The sequence below is a fragment of the Enterobacter sp. AN-K1 genome, from assembly GCF_020971765.1.
Taxonomy (GTDB): domain Bacteria; phylum Pseudomonadota; class Gammaproteobacteria; order Enterobacterales; family Enterobacteriaceae; genus Enterobacter; species Enterobacter hormaechei_C.
Genome location: NZ_CP087390.1, coordinates 3,156,190 through 3,174,536 on the forward strand (window position 1 = coordinate 3,156,190; position 18,347 = coordinate 3,174,536).

General features: G+C 52.7%; 13 protein-coding genes, 3 tRNA genes and 3 rRNA genes. 11 read left to right on the forward strand and 8 right to left on the reverse strand.

Annotated features, from left to right (window positions below; genetic code table 11):
- Positions 1-17: 17 nt before the first annotated feature.
- The 6 genes from proS to metN all read right to left on the reverse strand — a co-directional run bounded on the left by proS (position 18) and on the right by metN (position 5,597).
- Positions 18-1,736: a proline--tRNA ligase gene (gene proS, locus LOC22_RS15005; protein ID WP_230239010.1), complete on the reverse strand. Its 1,719-nt coding sequence runs from the start codon at positions 1,734-1,736 to the stop codon at positions 18-20.
- A 112-nt stretch (positions 1,737-1,848) separates the two neighbouring features.
- Positions 1,849-2,556: a tRNA (N6-threonylcarbamoyladenosine(37)-N6)-methyltransferase TrmO gene (gene tsaA, locus LOC22_RS15010; protein ID WP_017694476.1), complete on the reverse strand. Its 708-nt coding sequence runs from the start codon at positions 2,554-2,556 to the stop codon at positions 1,849-1,851.
- On the reverse strand, positions 2,553-2,957 hold the full coding sequence (gene rcsF, locus LOC22_RS15015; protein WP_003856133.1) for an Rcs stress response system protein RcsF: 405 nt from the start codon (positions 2,955-2,957) through the stop codon (positions 2,553-2,555). The genes tsaA and rcsF overlap by 4 nt, the downstream gene beginning before the upstream one ends.
- 106 nt (positions 2,958-3,063) lie before the next feature.
- Complete coding sequence (gene metQ / locus LOC22_RS15020) at positions 3,064-3,879, reverse strand: methionine ABC transporter substrate-binding lipoprotein MetQ (protein WP_003856132.1); 816 nt, start codon at positions 3,877-3,879, stop codon at positions 3,064-3,066.
- A 40-nt stretch (positions 3,880-3,919) separates the two neighbouring features.
- Positions 3,920-4,573 (reverse strand): methionine ABC transporter permease MetI, encoded by a 654-nt coding sequence (locus LOC22_RS15025; RefSeq protein WP_003856130.1) that lies wholly within the window; start codon positions 4,571-4,573, stop codon positions 3,920-3,922.
- Positions 4,566-5,597: a methionine ABC transporter ATP-binding protein MetN gene (gene metN, locus LOC22_RS15030; protein WP_006810022.1), complete on the reverse strand. Its 1,032-nt coding sequence runs from the start codon at positions 5,595-5,597 to the stop codon at positions 4,566-4,568. The genes LOC22_RS15025 and metN overlap by 8 nt, the downstream gene beginning before the upstream one ends.
- 188 nt (positions 5,598-5,785) lie before the next feature.
- On the opposite strand from metN, the gene gmhB reads away from it, so the two are divergent.
- From gmhB to dkgB, 8 genes are all read left to right on the forward strand, one after another.
- The gene (gene gmhB / locus LOC22_RS15035; protein WP_017694475.1) at positions 5,786-6,352 is read left to right on the forward strand and encodes a D-glycero-beta-D-manno-heptose 1,7-bisphosphate 7-phosphatase; all 567 of its coding nucleotides are present in this window, start codon (positions 5,786-5,788) and stop codon (positions 6,350-6,352) included.
- Positions 6,353-6,724: 372 nt separating this feature from the next.
- A 16S ribosomal RNA gene (locus LOC22_RS15040) occupies positions 6,725-8,266 on the forward strand.
- A 70-nt stretch (positions 8,267-8,336) separates the two neighbouring features.
- Positions 8,337-8,413: transfer RNA gene (locus LOC22_RS15045), tRNA-Ile, on the forward strand.
- A 36-nt stretch (positions 8,414-8,449) separates the two neighbouring features.
- Positions 8,450-8,525, forward strand: a tRNA-Ala gene (locus LOC22_RS15050).
- A gap of 170 nt (positions 8,526-8,695) precedes the next feature.
- Positions 8,696-11,602: ribosomal RNA gene (locus LOC22_RS15055) — 23S ribosomal RNA — on the forward strand.
- A gap of 72 nt (positions 11,603-11,674) precedes the next feature.
- Positions 11,675-11,790, forward strand: a 5S ribosomal RNA gene (gene rrf, locus LOC22_RS15060).
- Together the 16S, 23S and 5S rRNA genes with 3 tRNA genes alongside form the textbook arrangement of a ribosomal RNA operon.
- A gap of 55 nt (positions 11,791-11,845) precedes the next feature.
- A tRNA-Asp gene (locus LOC22_RS15065) sits at positions 11,846-11,922 on the forward strand.
- A 160-nt stretch (positions 11,923-12,082) separates the two neighbouring features.
- Positions 12,083-12,886, forward strand: a complete 804-nt coding sequence (gene dkgB / locus LOC22_RS15070) for a 2,5-didehydrogluconate reductase DkgB (protein WP_230239011.1) — start codon at positions 12,083-12,085, stop codon at positions 12,884-12,886.
- A gap of 30 nt (positions 12,887-12,916) precedes the next feature.
- Here the strand turns inward: dkgB and yafC are convergent, their stop codons facing one another.
- Complete coding sequence (yafC, locus tag LOC22_RS15075) at positions 12,917-13,822, reverse strand: DNA-binding transcriptional regulator YafC (RefSeq protein WP_193361344.1); 906 nt, start codon at positions 13,820-13,822, stop codon at positions 12,917-12,919.
- A 103-nt stretch (positions 13,823-13,925) separates the two neighbouring features.
- On the opposite strand from yafC, the gene LOC22_RS15080 reads away from it, so the two are divergent.
- The 3 genes from LOC22_RS15080 to LOC22_RS15090 all read left to right on the forward strand — a co-directional run bounded on the left by LOC22_RS15080 (position 13,926) and on the right by LOC22_RS15090 (position 16,890).
- Positions 13,926-15,101: an MFS transporter gene (locus LOC22_RS15080; protein WP_017383719.1), complete on the forward strand. Its 1,176-nt coding sequence runs from the start codon at positions 13,926-13,928 to the stop codon at positions 15,099-15,101.
- A gap of 137 nt (positions 15,102-15,238) precedes the next feature.
- The gene (locus tag LOC22_RS15085) at positions 15,239-16,039 is read left to right on the forward strand and encodes an endonuclease/exonuclease/phosphatase family protein (protein ID WP_026080641.1); all 801 of its coding nucleotides are present in this window, start codon (positions 15,239-15,241) and stop codon (positions 16,037-16,039) included.
- A gap of 77 nt (positions 16,040-16,116) precedes the next feature.
- Positions 16,117-16,890, forward strand: coding sequence for a class I SAM-dependent methyltransferase (locus LOC22_RS15090; RefSeq protein WP_015571390.1), 774 nt, complete (start codon positions 16,117-16,119; stop codon positions 16,888-16,890).
- A gap of 52 nt (positions 16,891-16,942) precedes the next feature.
- On the opposite strand, the gene mltD is transcribed toward LOC22_RS15090, so the two are convergent.
- Entirely contained in the window at positions 16,943-18,307 is a 1,365-nt protein-coding gene (mltD, locus tag LOC22_RS15095; protein WP_126543012.1) for a murein transglycosylase D, read from the reverse strand.
- Positions 18,308-18,347: the final 40 nt, after the last annotated feature.

An 18,347-nucleotide genomic window follows, 5' to 3' on the forward strand; every position in this document is an offset into this window, starting at 1 on the left:
GCGGGGTTTTTTGTTTCTTAACCTTTGATGGCTTTCACCAGGGAATCAAGAATATCGCCCGTCTTGATCATCTGTTTTTCGCCGGTGCGACGGTATTTGTATTCAATCTCGTCGCTGTCGAGGTTACGGTCGCCAATGACGATGGTGTGTGGAATACCGATCAGTTCCATGTCAGCAAACATCACGCCAGGACGCTCTTTACGGTCATCCATCAGCACGTCGATACCTTTCGCGCTCAGCTCAGCGTAGAGTTTCTCAGCCAGCTCCTGCACGCGGTAAGACTTGTGCATGTTCATTGGCAGGATCGCTACCTGGAACGGCGCGATGTTATCCGGCCAGACGATTCCGCGTTCGTCATAGTTCTGCTCGATAGCGGCAGCAACAACGCGCGTTACGCCAATGCCGTAGCAGCCCATGGTCAGAACCTGGTTACGGCCATCTTCGCCCTGAACGGCAGCGTTCATAGCGCGCGAGTACTTATCGCCCAGCTGGAAGATGTGGCCTACTTCGATACCGCGTTTGATCATCAGGGTACCCTTGCCGTCCGGGCTTGGATCGCCTGCGACCACGTTACGGATGTCAGCCACTTCCGGCGTCGCCACGTCACGATCCCAGTTGATGCCGAAGTAGTGTTTACCGTCGATGTTTGCGCCAGCAGCGAAGTCGCTCATCGCCGCAACGGTGCGGTCAATGACCACCGGAACAGGCATGTTCACCGGACCCAGAGAACCAGGACCTGCATTCACCACGGCGCGGATCTCCGCTTCCGTTGCGAAGGTCAGCGGGCTGGCAACCTGCGGCAGCTTCTCGGCTTTCACTTCGTTCAGCTCGTGATCGCCTCGTACCAGCAGGGCAACCAGTGGATAAGCGCTACCTTCAGCCGATTTCACCAGCAGGGTTTTCACGGTTTTTTCGATCGGCAGAGTAAACTGCTCAACCAGCTCGGCGATAGTTTTCGCGTTTGGCGTATCAACCAGCGTCATCTCTTGCGTTGCCGCGCCGCGTGGTTCTTTCGGTGCCAGCGCTTCTGCAAATTCGATGTTCGCGGCGTAATCAGAGGAGTCAGAGAAGATCACATCGTCTTCGCCGCTCTGCGCCAGAACCTGGAATTCATGGGAGGCGCTACCGCCGATTGAACCGGTATCAGCCTGTACAGCACGGAAATCCAGCCCCATGCGGGAGAAGATTTTACTGTAGGCCGCGTACATTTTGTCGTAGGTCTCTTGCAGCGATTCCTGAGAAGTATGGAAAGAGTAAGCATCTTTCATCAGGAATTCGCGAGAACGCATGACGCCAAAGCGTGGACGCACTTCGTCACGGAACTTGGTCTGGATCTGGAAGAAGTTCAGCGGCAGCTGTTTGTAAGAGCTCAGCTCGTTACGGATCAGGTCGGTGATCACTTCTTCATGCGTTGGGCCGAGAACGAATGGACGATCGCCACGATCGGCAATACGCAGCAGTTCAGGACCGTACTGCTCCCAACGACCGCTCTCCTGCCACAGTTCAGAGGGCTGAACGACCGGCATTAACACCTCGATAGCACCGGCGTTGTTCATCTCTTCACGCACGATGTTTTCGACTTTTTTCAGGACGCGCACGCCGGTCGGCAGCCAGGTGTATAACCCGGAGGCCAGCTTGCGGATCATCCCGGCGCGCAGCATCAGCTGGTGGCTGATCACCTCGGCGTCGGCAGGTGTCTCCTTCAGAGTGGAGAGCAGATATTGGCTAGTACGCATGTTGTTACGGTTCCATTTCGACGATTGGAACAGGCTGAAACACCAGCCTGACACAAAAAAAGTGGTTTAGTTTACCAGTGTGGCAAAGATGCCAAAAGAGAGGAGAACAAAATTACCTGGGTTCCAGGGCAAACACTTCAAAACCCGCCGCAGTCACGCGCCAGCGCACGTTAAAGTCCAGCAGCCAGACGGCGTACGTATTCCCGGCTTCCTCTTCTTTGCGGTAGGCGGGACGGGGGTCCTGAGCCAGCACTTCAACGATAAAGTCACGCAGGCGAGGATAACGCTTTTCCAGCTCGCTGATTTGCGTTGTAATTTCAGACGTGAAGTGAACCGCCATATCTGCCTGCGGTGCGTCCTGAGCATAGCTTGCCCGGGCATCCGGCAGCGCTTCGGCGAAGGGCAGGTAAGGCTTAATATCTATGACCGGCGTGCCATCAACCAGGTCAAGGCTACCTAACTCCAGGATCACCTGATCTTTCTGACAACGTATGCCTTTCAGCTCGACCAGCGACATCCCGATGGGGTTGGGACGAAAGGTTGAGCGGGTGGCAAAGACACCCATTCTGGCATTTCCGCCCAGACGAGGCGGACGCACGGTGGGACGCCAGCCGCCTTCCATGGTCTGGTGAAATACAAAGACCACCCATAAATGGCTGAACGCCTCAAGCCCGCGCACTGCATCGGCCTGATTATACGGCGCGACAAGATGAAGCTCGCCGCCGCCGTTAATGACCAGACCCGGCTGACGTGGAACGGCGAACTTTTCTTTATAAGGGGAGCGGATAACGCCTATCTGCTCGAACTGAAATGAACTCATTTCGCCGTAATGTTAAGCGCAGAACCGATACATACCGCCTGGCGATAGCAACCTGGTGTGCCGCTGGTGACTTCGCAGCTGTGCAGCAGCACCGCGTTGGCTTTCATTTTCGACGCGTTGATTTGCATACGCTTGCGGGCTGTCGGAATATTGGGTGGGGAGTCCTGATTCGTTGCCTGGCAGGATTCGCCGCTCACTTCGCCCAGTTCACGGAATGGCTTACCGACCAGCTCGTCGGCTTTGGTAATAATACGTACCGGCGCAGCGCGAGGCGCTTTCGGTTTTGCTGGCTCCGCTTTTGGCGGGGTTGCAGTGCTTTGAACAGGTTCAACAGGAGATCTGCTTAGCATAGAACAGCCGCTCAGCATCAGTGCTAAAAGACAGATCGGTAAAGCACGCATAATAATTCCTCAGTGGATAATCAAAACGTCAGATATTGAAGCAGTTGACCGCACAAATGACAAGACGGGCAAATGCCCGTCTTGATGATATTACACTGCCGGGAGATTACCAGCCTTTAACCGCGCCGCCGTTAAACACCTTATTGGCTTCCTGGTACACTTCTTCAGACTGATATGCCTGTATGAATTTCTTCACATTCTCCGCGTCTTTGTTGTCTTCGCGAGTCACGATCAGGTTGACGTACGGGGAATCTTTATCTTCAACGAAGATGCCATCTTTCGCTGGGGTCAGGCCGATCTGGCTGGCGTAAGTGGTGTTGATCACGGCCAGGGCGATCTGCGCATCGTCCAGAGAACGTGGCAGCTGTGGTGCTTCCAGCTCAACAATTTTCAGATTTTTCGGGTTTTCGGTTACGTCCAGAACGGTCGGTAACAAGCCAACGCCTTCTTTCAGTTTAATCAGGCCCACTTTCTGTAGCAGAAGCAGGGAACGGCCAAGGTTGGTTGGGTCGTTAGGGACGGCAACCTGTGAACCCGGCTGGAGTTCATCCAGAGATTTAATTTTCTTGGAGTAACCGGCAATCGGGTAAACGAAGGTGTTACCGACAGCAACCAGTTTATAGCCGCGATCTTTGATCTGCTGATCCAGGTACGGTTTATGCTGGAAGGCGTTAGCGTCAATGTCGCCTTTGCTCAGCGCTTCGTTCGGCAGAACGTAATCGTTGAAGGTCACCAGTTCAACGTCCAGGCCATATTTCTCTTTAGCGATTTTCTGCGCGGCCTCAGCAACCTGCTGTTCTGCACCGACGATAACGCCTACTTTGATGTGGTTTGGATCTTTTTCGTCCTGACCGCAACCCACCAGTGCCAGCGAGCCAATCAGTGCGCCTACTGCTGCGAAGGTCTTAAATTTAAACGCCATGTTATATCCTTAACTCGTCGAGTTTGTGTTGTTTGTAACGTTATTTATGCGTAACAGCCCGGACGATACGATCGCCAGAGAATTGAATTAAGTAAACCAGCACAACCAGCAATACCAGAACGGTATTCATTACGGTAGCGTTATAGCCAATATAGCCGTACTGATATCCAATCTGGCCTAAACCGCCAGCACCTACGGCGCCGCCCATTGCGGAATAACCGACCAGGGTGATAAGCGTGATGGTTGCTGCGTTCACCAGCCCAGGCAGCGCCTCTGGCAGCAGAACTTTGCGAACGATCTGCATTGGCGTCGCACCCATAGCGCGGGAAGCTTCGATCAGGCCGGTTGGGATTTCCAGCAGGGCGTTTTCCACCATACGGGCGATAAACGGTGCCGCGCCTACGGTCAGCGGGACAATAGCTGCCTGCAAACCAATCGACGTCCCGACGATCACGCGCGTAAACGGAATCATCCACACCAGCAGAATAATGAACGGAATAGACCGGAAAATGTTCACCAGCGCAGAGAGCGTGCGGTACAGCTTCGCGTTTTCAATAATTTGACCCGGGCGCGTAACGTACAGCAGCACGCCGACCGGCAGCCCAATCACAAAACCAAAGAAGCCCGATACGAAGGTCATTGCCAGCGTTTCCCAAACGCCGCGAACCAGTAGCCACATCATCGGCTCAGACATAACCCAGTACCTCTACTTTTACGTGATGTTCTTGCAGCCAGGCAATTGCCGCCTGGGTTTCTTCCTGTGTGCCGTGCATTTCCGTCAGCATAATGCCGAACTTCACGCCACCGGCGTAGTCCATCTGCGCGCTAATAATGTTGTTATTCACGTTAAAGCGACGCGCGGTTTCGGACAGCAGCGGTGCGTCAACGGACTGGCCCGTGAACTCCATGCGCAGCATCGGGACGCTGTCAGGCGTTGCGTCTGTTTTTAAACGTTCCAGATAATCTTCCGGAATATCCAGATGCAGTGTGGACTGAATGAACTGCTGAGCCAGCGGCGTTTTCGGGTGGGAGAAGACTTCACTCACCGTGTCCTGCTCAATCAGCTCACCGTTGCTGATGACCGCCACGCAGTCGCAGATGCGTTTCACTACATCCATTTCATGCGTAATAAGGAGAATCGTCAGGCCCAGGCGACGGTTAATGTCTTTTAACAGTTCCAGAATAGAGCGCGTGGTGGCCGGGTCTAACGCGCTGGTGGCTTCATCGCACAGCAGCACCTTAGGATTGCTTGCCAGCGCGCGAGCGATTGCTACACGCTGCTTTTGCCCGCCGGACAGATTTGCCGGGTAGCTGTCATGCTTATCACCCAGACCCACGAGGTCGAGCAGTTCGGTGACGCGACGCGTAACTTCTTCTTTCGGCGTGTTATCCAGCTCAAGCGGCAGGGCAACGTTGCCGAACACGGTGCGGGATGCCAGCAGGTTAAAGTGCTGGAAAATCATGCCAATTTGGCGACGCGCTTTGGTGAGTTCTTTTTCTGAGAGAGCGGTAAGCTCCTGGCCGCCAACTTCTACGCTGCCCTGGGTTGGGCGCTCAAGCAGGTTAACACAACGGATCAGCGTACTTTTACCCGCACCCGATGCGCCAATGACGCCATAAATCTGACCAGCAGGCACATGCAGGCTGACGTTGTTCAGCGCCTGAATGGTTCGGTTCCCCTGCTGGAACACTTTGGTGATATTGGAAAGTTTAATCATTAGATTATTTTTATCGTAAGTAAGTTAGCCGTGGCATTTTCTTCTGCCAGATACGGGGAATGACCGTAAACAAAATGGATGTTAAGGCATCCAGACGTCTAAATCAATCCACCTCTGTGCGATGAGCACTTTATTGCGCTGCGATTCATGAGATACTAGCTGAACAAGACTTTTTCAGGAGCAAACCGGTGGCAAAATCTGTACCCGCAATTTTTCTCGATCGTGACGGCACTATTAATGTGGATCACGGTTACGTCCATGAGATTGATGAGTTCGAGTTTATCGAGGGCGTAATAGATGCCATGCGCCAGTTGAAAGAGATGGGCTATGCGCTGGTGGTGGTGACTAACCAGTCCGGTATTGCCCGGGGTAAATTCACCGAAGCGCAATTCGAGACGCTGACGGAATGGATGGACTGGTCTCTGGCCGATCGTGGCGTCGATCTTGATGGCATCTATTATTGTCCGCATCACCCGCAGGGAAGTGTAGAGGCGTATCGTCAGACCTGTGATTGCCGTAAGCCACACCCGGGCATGTTTATCTCTGCACAGGAATTCCTGCACATTGATATGGCCGCATCTTATATGGTGGGCGATAAACTGGAAGATATGCAGGCAGCAGCGGCGGCAGGTGTAGGTACCAAGGTATTAGTGCGTACCGGTAAACCGGTCACCACAGAAGCAGAAAATGCAGCCGACTGGGTGATAACTAGTCTGGCAGAACTGCCAAAAGAGATTAAAAAGCACCAAAAATAAGGCGTTTTGGCGAAAAGGTGAGCGGTTGAAATAAAAATGCATTTTTCCGCTTGTCATTCCTCGGCGGCTCCCTATAATGCGCCTCCATCGACACGGCGGATGTGAATCACTTCACAGATAACCCGGTCGGTTGAAGAGAAAAAATCCTGAAATAACGGGTTGACTCTGAAAGAGGAAAGCGTAATATACGCCACCTCGCGACAGAGCGCTGAAGCGCGTCGCAACTGCTCTTTAACAATTTATCAGACAATCTGTGTGGGCACTCAAAGTGACATGGATTCTTAATGTCCTCGGACACTAAATGAATACCAAGTCTCAACGAGTGAACACGTAATTCATTACGAAGTTTAATTCATTGAGCATCAAACTTTTAAATTGAAGAGTTTGATCATGGCTCAGATTGAACGCTGGCGGCAGGCCTAACACATGCAAGTCGAACGGTAACAGGAAGCAGCTTGCTGCTTCGCTGACGAGTGGCGGACGGGTGAGTAATGTCTGGGAAACTGCCTGATGGAGGGGGATAACTACTGGAAACGGTAGCTAATACCGCATAACGTCGCAAGACCAAAGAGGGGGACCTTCGGGCCTCTTGCCATCGGATGTGCCCAGATGGGATTAGCTAGTAGGTGGGGTAACGGCTCACCTAGGCGACGATCCCTAGCTGGTCTGAGAGGATGACCAGCCACACTGGAACTGAGACACGGTCCAGACTCCTACGGGAGGCAGCAGTGGGGAATATTGCACAATGGGCGCAAGCCTGATGCAGCCATGCCGCGTGTATGAAGAAGGCCTTCGGGTTGTAAAGTACTTTCAGCGGGGAGGAAGGTGTTGAGGTTAATAACCTCAGCAATTGACGTTACCCGCAGAAGAAGCACCGGCTAACTCCGTGCCAGCAGCCGCGGTAATACGGAGGGTGCAAGCGTTAATCGGAATTACTGGGCGTAAAGCGCACGCAGGCGGTCTGTCAAGTCGGATGTGAAATCCCCGGGCTCAACCTGGGAACTGCATTCGAAACTGGCAGGCTAGAGTCTTGTAGAGGGGGGTAGAATTCCAGGTGTAGCGGTGAAATGCGTAGAGATCTGGAGGAATACCGGTGGCGAAGGCGGCCCCCTGGACAAAGACTGACGCTCAGGTGCGAAAGCGTGGGGAGCAAACAGGATTAGATACCCTGGTAGTCCACGCCGTAAACGATGTCGACTTGGAGGTTGTGCCCTTGAGGCGTGGCTTCCGGAGCTAACGCGTTAAGTCGACCGCCTGGGGAGTACGGCCGCAAGGTTAAAACTCAAATGAATTGACGGGGGCCCGCACAAGCGGTGGAGCATGTGGTTTAATTCGATGCAACGCGAAGAACCTTACCTACTCTTGACATCCAGAGAACTTAGCAGAGATGCTTTGGTGCCTTCGGGAACTCTGAGACAGGTGCTGCATGGCTGTCGTCAGCTCGTGTTGTGAAATGTTGGGTTAAGTCCCGCAACGAGCGCAACCCTTATCCTTTGTTGCCAGCGGTCCGGCCGGGAACTCAAAGGAGACTGCCAGTGATAAACTGGAGGAAGGTGGGGATGACGTCAAGTCATCATGGCCCTTACGAGTAGGGCTACACACGTGCTACAATGGCGCATACAAAGAGAAGCGACCTCGCGAGAGCAAGCGGACCTCATAAAGTGCGTCGTAGTCCGGATTGGAGTCTGCAACTCGACTCCATGAAGTCGGAATCGCTAGTAATCGTGGATCAGAATGCCACGGTGAATACGTTCCCGGGCCTTGTACACACCGCCCGTCACACCATGGGAGTGGGTTGCAAAAGAAGTAGGTAGCTTAACCTTCGGGAGGGCGCTTACCACTTTGTGATTCATGACTGGGGTGAAGTCGTAACAAGGTAACCGTAGGGGAACCTGCGGTTGGATCACCTCCTTACCTTAAAGAACCTGCCTTTGCAGTGCTCACACAGATTGTCTGATGAAAAACAGCAGTAAAAAACCTCTACAGGCTTGTAGCTCAGGTGGTTAGAGCGCACCCCTGATAAGGGTGAGGTCGGTGGTTCAAGTCCACTCAGGCCTACCAAATTTGCCTCGCAAATTTGAAGAGGTTGTAAACGATGGGGCTATAGCTCAGCTGGGAGAGCGCCTGCCTTGCACGCAGGAGGTCTGCGGTTCGATCCCGCATAGCTCCACCATCTTTTACTGCGAACACAAGAAAACTTCAGAGTGAACCTGAAAAGGTGCACTGCGAAGTTTTGCTCTTTAAAAATCTGGATCAAGCTGAAAATTGAAACGACACACAGCTCATGTGTGTTCGAGTCTCTCAAATTTTCGCAATCAGAAGTGAAACATCTTCGGGTTGTGAGGTTAAGCGACTAAGCGTACACGGTGGATGCCCTGGCAGTCAGAGGCGATGAAGGACGTGCTAATCTGCGAAAAGCGCCGGCGAGGTGATATGAACCTTTGACCCGGCGATGTCCGAATGGGGAAACCCAGTGCAATCCGTTGCACTATCGTTAACTGAATACATAGGTTAACGAGGCGAACCGGGGGAACTGAAACATCTAAGTACCCCGAGGAAAAGAAATCAACCGAGATTCCCCCAGTAGCGGCGAGCGAACGGGGAGCAGCCCGGAGTCTGAATCAGCTTGTGTGTTAGTGGAACGGTCTGGAAAGTCCGACGGTACAGGGTGATAGTCCCGTACACGAAAATGCACATGCTGTGAACTCGAAGAGTAGGGCGGGACACGTGGTATCCTGTCTGAATATGGGGGGACCATCCTCCAAGGCTAAATACTCCTGACTGACCGATAGTGAACCAGTACCGTGAGGGAAAGGCGAAAAGAACCCCGGCGAGGGGAGTGAAAAAGAACCTGAAACCGTGTACGTACAAGCAGTGGGAGCCTCTTTTATGGGGTGACTGCGTACCTTTTGTATAATGGGTCAGCGACTTATATTCTGTAGCAAGGTTAACCGTATAGGGGAGCCGAAGGGAAACCGAGTCTTAACTGGGCGTTAAGTTGCAGGGTATAGACCCGAAACCCGGTGATCTAGCCATGGGCAGGTTGAAGGTTGGGTAACACTAACTGGAGGACCGAACCGACTAATGTTGAAAAATTAGCGGATGACCTGTGGCTGGGGGTGAAAGGCCAATCAAACCGGGAGATAGCTGGTTCTCCCCGAAAGCTATTTAGGTAGCGCCTCGTGAACTCATCTTCGGGGGTAGAGCACTGTTTCGGCTAGGGGGCCATCCCGGCTTACCAACCCGATGCAAACTACGAATACCGAAGAATGTTATCACGGGAGACACACGGCGGGTGCTAACGTCCGTCGTGAAGAGGGAAACAACCCAGACCGCCAGCTAAGGTCCCAAAGTCATGGTTAAGTGGGAAACGATGTGGGAAGGCACAGACAGCCAGGATGTTGGCTTAGAAGCAGCCATCATTTAAAGAAAGCGTAATAGCTCACTGGTCGAGTCGGCCTGCGCGGAAGATGTAACGGGGCTAAACCATGCACCGAAGCTGCGGCAGCGACGCTTATGCGTTGTTGGGTAGGGGAGCGTTCTGTAAGCCGTTGAAGGTGGCCTGTGAGGGTTGCTGGAGGTATCAGAAGTGCGAATGCTGACATAAGTAACGATAATGCGGGTGAAAAGCCCGCACGCCGGAAGACCAAGGGTTCCTGTCCAACGTTAATCGGGGCAGGGTGAGTCGACCCCTAAGGCGAGGCCGAAAGGCGTAGTCGATGGGAAACAGGTTAATATTCCTGTACTTGGTGTTACTGCGAAGGGGGGACGGAGAAGGCTATGTCAGCCGGGCGACGGTTGTCCCGGTTTAAGCATGTAGGCGGAGGTTCCAGGTAAATCCGGTACCTTGTTAACGCTGAGGTGTGATGACGAGGCACTACGGTGCTGAAGTGATAAATGCCCTGCTTCCAGGAAAAGCCTCTAAGCATCAGGTAACACGAAATCGTACCCCAAACCGACACAGGTGGTCAGGTAGAGAATACCAAGGCGCTTGAGAGAACTCGGGTGAAGGAACTAGGCAAAATGGTGCCGTAACTTCGGGAGAAGGCACGCTGATGTGTAGGTGAAGCCCCTGCGGGTGGAGCTGAAATCAGTCGAAGATACCAGCTGGCTGCAACTGTTTATTAAAAACACAGCACTGTGCAAACACGAAAGTGGACGTATACGGTGTGACGCCTGCCCGGTGCCGGAAGGTTAATTGATGGGGTTAGCGGCAACGCGAAGCTCTTGATCGAAGCCCCGGTAAACGGCGGCCGTAACTATAACGGTCCTAAGGTAGCGAAATTCCTTGTCGGGTAAGTTCCGACCTGCACGAATGGCGTAATGATGGCCAGGCTGTCTCCACCCGAGACTCAGTGAAATTGAACTCGCTGTGAAGATGCAGTGTACCCGCGGCAAGACGGAAAGACCCCGTGAACCTTTACTATAGCTTGACACTGAACACTGGTCCTTGATGTGTAGGATAGGTGGGAGGCTTTGAAGCGTGGACGCCAGTCTGCGTGGAGCCGCCCTTGAAATACCACCCTTTAATGGCTGGTGTTCTAACGTAGACCCGTAATCCGGGTTGCGGACAGTGTCTGGTGGGTAGTTTGACTGGGGCGGTCTCCTCCCAAAGAGTAACGGAGGAGCACGAAGGTTGGCTAATCCTGGTCGGACATCAGGAGGTTAGTGCAATGGCATAAGCCAGCTTGACTGCGAGCGTGACGGCGCGAGCAGGTGCGAAAGCAGGTCATAGTGATCCGGTGGTTCTGAATGGAAGGGCCATCGCTCAACGGATAAAAGGTACTCCGGGGATAACAGGCTGATACCGCCCAAGAGTTCATATCGACGGCGGTGTTTGGCACCTCGATGTCGGCTCATCACATCCTGGGGCTGAAGTAGGTCCCAAGGGTATGGCTGTTCGCCATTTAAAGTGGTACGCGAGCTGGGTTTAGAACGTCGTGAGACAGTTCGGTCCCTATCTGCCGTGGGCGCTGGAGAATTGAGGGGGGCTGCTCCTAGTACGAGAGGACCGGAGTGGACGCATCACTGGTGTTCGGGTTGTCATGCCAATGGCACTGCCCGGTAGCTAAATGCGGAAGAGATAAGTGCTGAAAGCATCTAAGCACGAAACTTGCCCCGAGATGAGTTCTCCCTGAGACTTTAAGTCTCCTGAAGGAACGTTGAAGACGACGACGTTGATAGGTCGGGTGTGTAAGCGCAGCGATGCGTTGAGCTAACCGATACTAATGAACCGTGAGGCTTAACCTTACAACGCCGAAGGTGTTTTGGCGAAGAGACAGACAATCAAATTTCAGCTTTGATACAGATTAACAGAATTTGCCTGGCGGCTTTAGCGCGGTGGTCCCACCTGACCCCATGCCGAACTCAGAAGTGAAACGCCGTAGCGCCGATGGTAGTGTGGGGTCTCCCCATGTGAGAGTAGGGAACTGCCAGGCATCAAATTAAGTAGTAAGCCGGTGCATTAATCCGGTGGTTACAGAAGTATTCGGTGGAGCGGTAGTTCAGTCGGTTAGAATACCTGCCTGTCACGCAGGGGGTCGCGGGTTCGAGTCCCGTCCGTTCCGCCACTTATTAAAAGCCCTGAGCGTTAGCTCAGGGCTTTTTTCTTATCTGTCGTTTTATTGTTGCGAAATTAGCAAAAATCCTCTGCGTTTCACGATCTTTTTCGTCATAACAACTACAGCGATAATTCTCCTCAGTTTATGAACATAACGATTGAGGAATCATATGACTATCCCTGCACTGGGTCTGGGCACTTTCCGCCTGAAAGACGATGTTGTTATTGCATCTGTTAAAACCGCACTCGAGTTGGGCTATCGTGCTATTGATACGGCGCAGATTTATGATAACGAAGCTGCCGTAGGCCAGGCTATCGAAGAGAGTGGCGTACCGCGCGACGAACTTTTCATCACCACTAAAATCTGGATTGAGAATCTCGGCCAAGACAAGCTGATCCCAAGCCTGAAGGAAAGTCTGAAAAAGCTGCGTACTGACTATGTTGATCTTACGCTGATCCACTGGCCATCACCTGACGATGCCGTCTCTGTGGAGGAGTTCATGCAGGCGCTGCTGGAAGCGAAAGAGCAGGGCTTAACGCGTGAAATTGGCATCTCTAACTTCACCATCCCGTTGATGGAAAGGGCCATTGCCGCAGTGGGTAAAGAGAATATTGCCACCAACCAGATTGAACTCTCTCCTTACCTGCAAAACCACAAAGTCGTGGAATGGGCGAAACAGCATGGTATTCACATCACCTCGTACATGACGCTGGCATATGGTAAGGCGCTGAAAGATGAAGTGATTGCACGCATCGCTGAAAAACACAATGCGACAGCCGCACAGGTGATCCTGGCATGGGCGATGGGTGAGGGCTATGCCGTGATCCCGTCTTCAACCAAACGTGAAAACCTGGCAAGTAACCTGTTAGCGCGGGATCTCCAGCTTGATGATGAAGATAAAAACGCGATCGCTGCACTGGAATGCAACGATCGTCTGGTCAGCCCGGAAGGGTTAGCACCAGACTGGGATTAATAAAAGCCCTTCCTCTGTACCCTTAAACCCTCACACAGCTCCTCCGGGAGCTGTTTTTATATGTTCGCTAAGGAAGTCGATAAAAGCGCGTATGCGCGTACTTACCGCTCTGTCACTGTAATACACTGCGCTAAAAGGCATCTCTACAGGTAAGCGTTTGTCAGCCATCAGTTCTACAAGCTGACCCGCAGCTATTTCCTTATCAATCATATAGTCTGATAAACAGGCGATCCCATTTCCTTCAAGACAAAGCTGTTTCAGCGTTTCTCCGCTATTAGACGAAAGTCCGCAAGTGATCTCATGAAGTTGTCCGTCATGACAGGCCACGGGCCAGGTGTTCAGCGAGACAGGTTCCGTAAAGCCCAGGCACAGGTGCTGCTTCAGCTCCTCAACGGTCTCCGGTTTGCCATGCTCTGCAATATATTGCGGTGACGCGATAATTTTGCGGTAGCTGGTGAACAGTGGGCGAGCGCGTAAACTTGAATCCGTCAGGGTTCCCGCGCGGATCGCCACATCAACTTTACGCTCAATCAGGTTAATAAACGTCTCTGAAGAGACCAGGGACAGAGTCATCTCCGGATAACGTTCCCGGAATGGCTTGATTAACGGCATCAGAAAATGAAGCACGACCGGCGTCGCCGCATCAATGCGTAGCAATCCACGCGGAGTGCTACGCGACTCCATTATTTCCGTCTCAGCTGCCGCCATCTCCTGCAAAACGGATTGTACGCGGCGAAAATAACGTTCACCTTCTTCCGTCAGGCTGAGCTGCCGCGTTGTTCTGTTGAGCAGACTTACCCCGAGCTTCATCTCCAGCTTTTTCACCGAGCGGCTGATGGCGGAGTTCGCCTGCCCGAGCTGTTCGGCCGCACGGCTGAAGCTGCCGCTTTCAACAACGGCAATAAAGATAGTCAGTTCTTCCGATGTGGCTTTCATTATTGCATCATCCGCAAAATTCTATTGAGATTCTAACCATTTTTGTTATTTAAACACTGGCGCATACTGCCTGTCATCTTAATCCTGAAGAGACGGAGTATTTATGCCACTGGCGCTTCTTGCCCTGACGATCAGTGCCTTCGCAATTGGCACGACCGAATTTGTTATTGTAGGACTTGTTCCCACTATTGCTGAACAACTCGCCATTTCGCTGCCTTCTGCCGGGCTGCTGGTATCTATTTACGCGTTAGGCGTCGCTGTTGGGGCGCCTGTGCTGACCGCACTGACTGGACGCTTTCCACGTAAACAACTGTTAGTTGCCCTGATGGTGCTCTTCACCGCCGGCAATATTCTGGCGTGGCAGGCTCCGGACTACACCACTCTGGTCATTGCCCGTTTGCTGACTGGCCTCGCACACGGTGTCTTCTTCTCCATCGGCTCCACGATTGCAACCAGCCTGGTGCCAAAAGAGAAAGCAGCGTCAGCCATTGCGATTATGTTTGGCGGCTTAACCGTCGCGCTGGTCACCGGCGTGCCGTTAGGAACGTTTATTGGGCAACATTTTGGCTGGCGAGAAACCTTCCTTGCGGTATCGCTGTTGGGCGTGATTGCTCTGGTAGCCAGCCTGCTGCTGGTGCCCTCCAGTATTCCGGGGCGCGCGAGCGCCAGCCTGAGCGATCAGGTTAAGGTTCTGACACACCCGCGCCTGCTGCTGATCTATGCCGTTACGGCTCTGGGTTATGGAGGTGTGTTCACTGCGTTCACTTTCCTTGCACCGATGATGCAGGAACTGGCTGGTTTTTCTCCGGGCGCAGTGAGCTGGATTTTACTGGGCTACGGTATCTCCGTCGCAATCGGCAATATCTGGGGCGGCAAGCTTGCAGATAAGCATGGTGCGGTACCGGCGCTAAAATTTATCTTCGCCGCGCTGGTTGTCCTGCTGATGATTTTCCAGTTCACCGCGTCGATACAATACGCAGCGCTGGTAACTGTGTTGGTTATGGGAATATTCGCGTTTGGTAACGTACCGGGATTGCAGGTCTATGTTGTACAGAAAGCCGAACGCTATACGCCCAATGCGGTGGATGTCGCATCCGGCCTGAATATCGCCGCATTCAATATCGGTATCGCACTCGGATCGGTTATCGGCGGGCAGACGGTTGAACACGTTGGATTAACCCAAACGCCATGGATTGGTGCGGTAATTGTGCTTGTCGCTTTCCTGCTTATTGGTCTGAGTGGACGGCTTGATAAACCCGCTCGTATCGCGCTTGGATAAGTATCAGTAAGTGCTTGCTTACAAAACTGGAAAGCGGTTTCTCAGTAATTGCGTTGAAAGTGTGACCTAAAATCCCTATAACATTAGAACCAGTCCGTTTTCCGGGCTGGTTCATGTTACAGAGGTCGTTTCCAAAAGTGCGAAAAAATACCTATGCCATGCGTTATGTTGCCGGAATGCCCGCGGAGAGGATCTTGCCTCCGGGGTCGTTTGCGAGCCTGGGTCAGGCATTACCAGCGGGCACGCCATTAAGCAGTGACGAAAAAATTCGCGTACTGGTGTGGAACATCTTTAAACAACAGCGTGCGGAGTGGTTATCCGTACTTAAAAATTTTGGTAAAGATGCGCATCTGGTTCTGTTACAGGAGGCGCAAACCACGCCTGAGCTGGTCAGGTTTGCAACGACAAACTATCTTGCAGCCGATCAGGTGCCTGCCTTTGTTCTGCCACAGCATCCTTCTGGGGTGATGACCCTTTCAGCCGCACATCCGGTCTATTGCTGCCCGCTGCGTGAACGTGAGCCAATCCTGCGTCTGGCAAAATCGGCGCTGGTCACGGTCTATCCGTTGCCCGACACCCGTCTGCTGATGGTGGTAAACATTCATGCGGTGAACTTCAGCCTGGGTGTTGATGTGTACAGTAAGCAGTTACTACCCATTGGCGATCAGATTGCTCATCACAGTGGGCCGATCATTATGGCCGGGGACTTCAATGCCTGGAGCCGTCCACGTATGAACGCGTTGTACCGCTTCGCGCGTGAAATGTCGCTGCGTGAAGTTCGTTTTAACGATGACCAGCGCAAGAAAGCGTTTGGTCGTCCTCTCGATTTTGTCTTCTATCGGGGTTTAAGCGTGCACGACGCCTCCGTTCTGGTGACGCGCGCCTCTGATCATAATCCTCTACTAGTTGAATTCAGTCCCGGCAAACCTGATAAATAATGGTGCGTCAGGTCTGCCGTGGGGCAGGCCTGTGCGGGTGCTGCCCTTTATTTTTTAACCCATAAAAGGACAGCAACATGACAACAACACACTCCCATCATGACAACGTCGAAAAACAGTTTGGTTCTCAGGCAAGTGCCTACCTGAGCAGCGCCGTGCACGCCTCTGGCCGCGATCTGGTACGTCTCGGCGAACGGCTCGCCGCGTTTCCTGACGCGCACGTGCTGGACTTAGGCTGCGGGGCGGGGCACGCCAGTTTTACCGCCGCACAGCAGGTTGCTCAGGTGACGGCATATGACTTATCGAGCCAGATGCTGGATGTGGTTGCTGAAGCGGCGAAAGCGAAAGGGCTGAATAACGTCACGACGCGCCAGGGCTACGCTGAATCTTTACCCTTTGAGGATGCGTCGTTTGAGGTTGTGATTAGCCGTTACTCTGCACACCACTGGCATGATGTGGGGCAGGCATTACGGGAAGTGAAACGCGTGCTCAAACCGGGCGGAATCTTCATCATCATGGACGTGATGTCTCCCGGACATCCGGTACGAAATATCTGGCTCCAGACGGTTGAAGCGCTGCGTGATACCTCGCACGTGCAAAACTACTCCAGTGGAGAGTGGCTTACGTTTATCACCGAAGCCGGCTTGATTTCACGCTCATTGATAACCGACCGTTTGCCGCTGGAGTTCACATCATGGATTGCACGGATGCGCACACCCGAGGCATTGACTCAGGCGATCCGATTGTATCAGGAGAGCGCCTCTGCTGACGTGAAGGCGTACTTTGAACTGCATGATGATGGTTCGTTTACCAGCGACACCATTATGGCTGAAGCGCAAAAAGCGGGATAAATAAAAAAGGCACCGAGGGGAATCGGTGCCTTTTTAACAAGCGATCGTACTATCAGGAATCTGGCGTAGCGCTGTTTTTCACAAACAACGTCAGCTGGTCGCCAGGTTGCAGGTTGTCAGTATCGTTGTTCCAGCGCATCACATCTTTGATGTTTACGCCGTGACGCTTAGCAATACTGGACAGCGAGTCGCCTTTACGTACGCGATAGGTAATGCTATCGCTGTTTTTAGCGAGACGCTGTGCGCTGCTACCTGCACCTACGGTCAGCGTTTGACCCACTTTCAGACCAGATCCGCGCAGATTATTCCACTGCTGGAGATCTTTCGCATTCACGCCAAAACGTGATGCAATACCTGAAAGCGTATCACCTGAACGCACCTTATAGCTGCGGCTGCTTACAGGCGACGTATCAGCGATCAGCGTGGACTGAACGGCTGCAATTTCACCCGAAGCTAAAGACTCTCGTAACTGTTCCGCATGTTTCTGCGGAACCATCACATAGCCAGGGCCACTAGCGCCCAGCGTGGAGCCTTTAACACCTGCATTAAAGGTTTTAAGCTTACTTACCGACATACCCGTCATATCTGCAACCTGTTGAATATCAACCGGGCTGCTGAGGCGGACACGCGCCAGTGCACGACTTTCGTCTGGTGTTGGCAGTTGTACACCGTAACGTTTGCTGTTCTTGAGAATATCGCCCAGTGCCAGCATTTTCGGTACGTAAATCTTTGTTTCCTGTGGCAGTGAGAGCGACCAGAAGTCTGTGGATTTTCCACGCGCTTTATTCGCTTTCATTGCCTTCAGTACACGACCTTCACCACTGTTATACGCCGCGACGGTCAATAACCAGTCGCCGTCAAACATCTTGTTCAGACGTTGCATCATGTCGAGAGCGGCTGTCGTTGAAGCGACAACATCACGACGCGCATCGTAGTTGCGGGTCTGCTTTAAACCATAATTTCGCCCTGTGCTCGGAATGATCTGCCAGATGCCTGCTGCATTGGCGCCAGACGTCGCGTGCGGGTCAAAAGCGCTCTCCACTATGGGTAGTAGTACCAGTTCCATAGGCATGTTACGTTTCTTAACTTGCCCGGCTATCCAGTACATATACGGCTCTGCCCGTAATGTTACATCGTGGAGATAGCTCTTATTTCTCAAATACTTCTGTTTCTGTTCGCGAATCCGGCTGTTTTCCGGAATTCCCATCTTTAGCTCGTCGCCAATAGAGGCCCACAAGTCTTGTTCCTGCGCGAAGGATGTCCCATCGTCCAACCATCGCGCCTGACTCGTAAACTTCCCTGCTTCCCCTTGACCAGCCGCAGAAAGGCTCTGTGCGTGCTGTTGTACGTTGCTGCCGTTTTGTGACTGGCAACCTACAAGCAGGACAGAGGCGAGTAATATCGCTTTTGCCTTCATGTGTGTGTCAATAGTTGCTTAAAAGACGAGCGATGATAAC

Excerpts from the sequence above, each read along its gene's own strand:
- LOC22_RS15090 (WP_015571390.1), top strand. The coding sequence starts at position 16,117 with ATGACAACAACACACTCCCATCATGACAACGTCGAAAAACAGTTTGGT.
- metQ (WP_003856132.1), bottom strand. The coding sequence starts at position 3,879 with ATGGCGTTTAAATTTAAGACCTTCGCAGCAGTAGGCGCACTGATTGGC.
- rcsF (WP_003856133.1), bottom strand. The coding sequence starts at position 2,957 with ATGCGTGCTTTACCGATCTGTCTTTTAGCACTGATGCTGAGCGGCTGT.
- proS (WP_230239010.1), bottom strand. The coding sequence starts at position 1,736 with ATGCGTACTAGCCAATATCTGCTCTCCACTCTGAAGGAGACACCTGCC.
- LOC22_RS15025 (WP_003856130.1), bottom strand. The coding sequence starts at position 4,573 with ATGTCTGAGCCGATGATGTGGCTACTGGTTCGCGGCGTTTGGGAAACG.
- tsaA (WP_017694476.1), bottom strand. The coding sequence starts at position 2,556 with ATGAGTTCATTTCAGTTCGAGCAGATAGGCGTTATCCGCTCCCCTTAT.
- metN (WP_006810022.1), bottom strand. The coding sequence starts at position 5,597 with ATGATTAAACTTTCCAATATCACCAAAGTGTTCCAGCAGGGGAACCGA.
- dkgB (WP_230239011.1), top strand. The coding sequence starts at position 12,083 with ATGACTATCCCTGCACTGGGTCTGGGCACTTTCCGCCTGAAAGACGAT.
- yafC (WP_193361344.1), bottom strand. The coding sequence starts at position 13,822 with ATGAAAGCCACATCGGAAGAACTGACTATCTTTATTGCCGTTGTTGAA.
- LOC22_RS15080 (WP_017383719.1), top strand. The coding sequence starts at position 13,926 with ATGCCACTGGCGCTTCTTGCCCTGACGATCAGTGCCTTCGCAATTGGC.
- mltD (WP_126543012.1), bottom strand. The coding sequence starts at position 18,307 with ATGAAGGCAAAAGCGATATTACTCGCCTCTGTCCTGCTTGTAGGTTGC.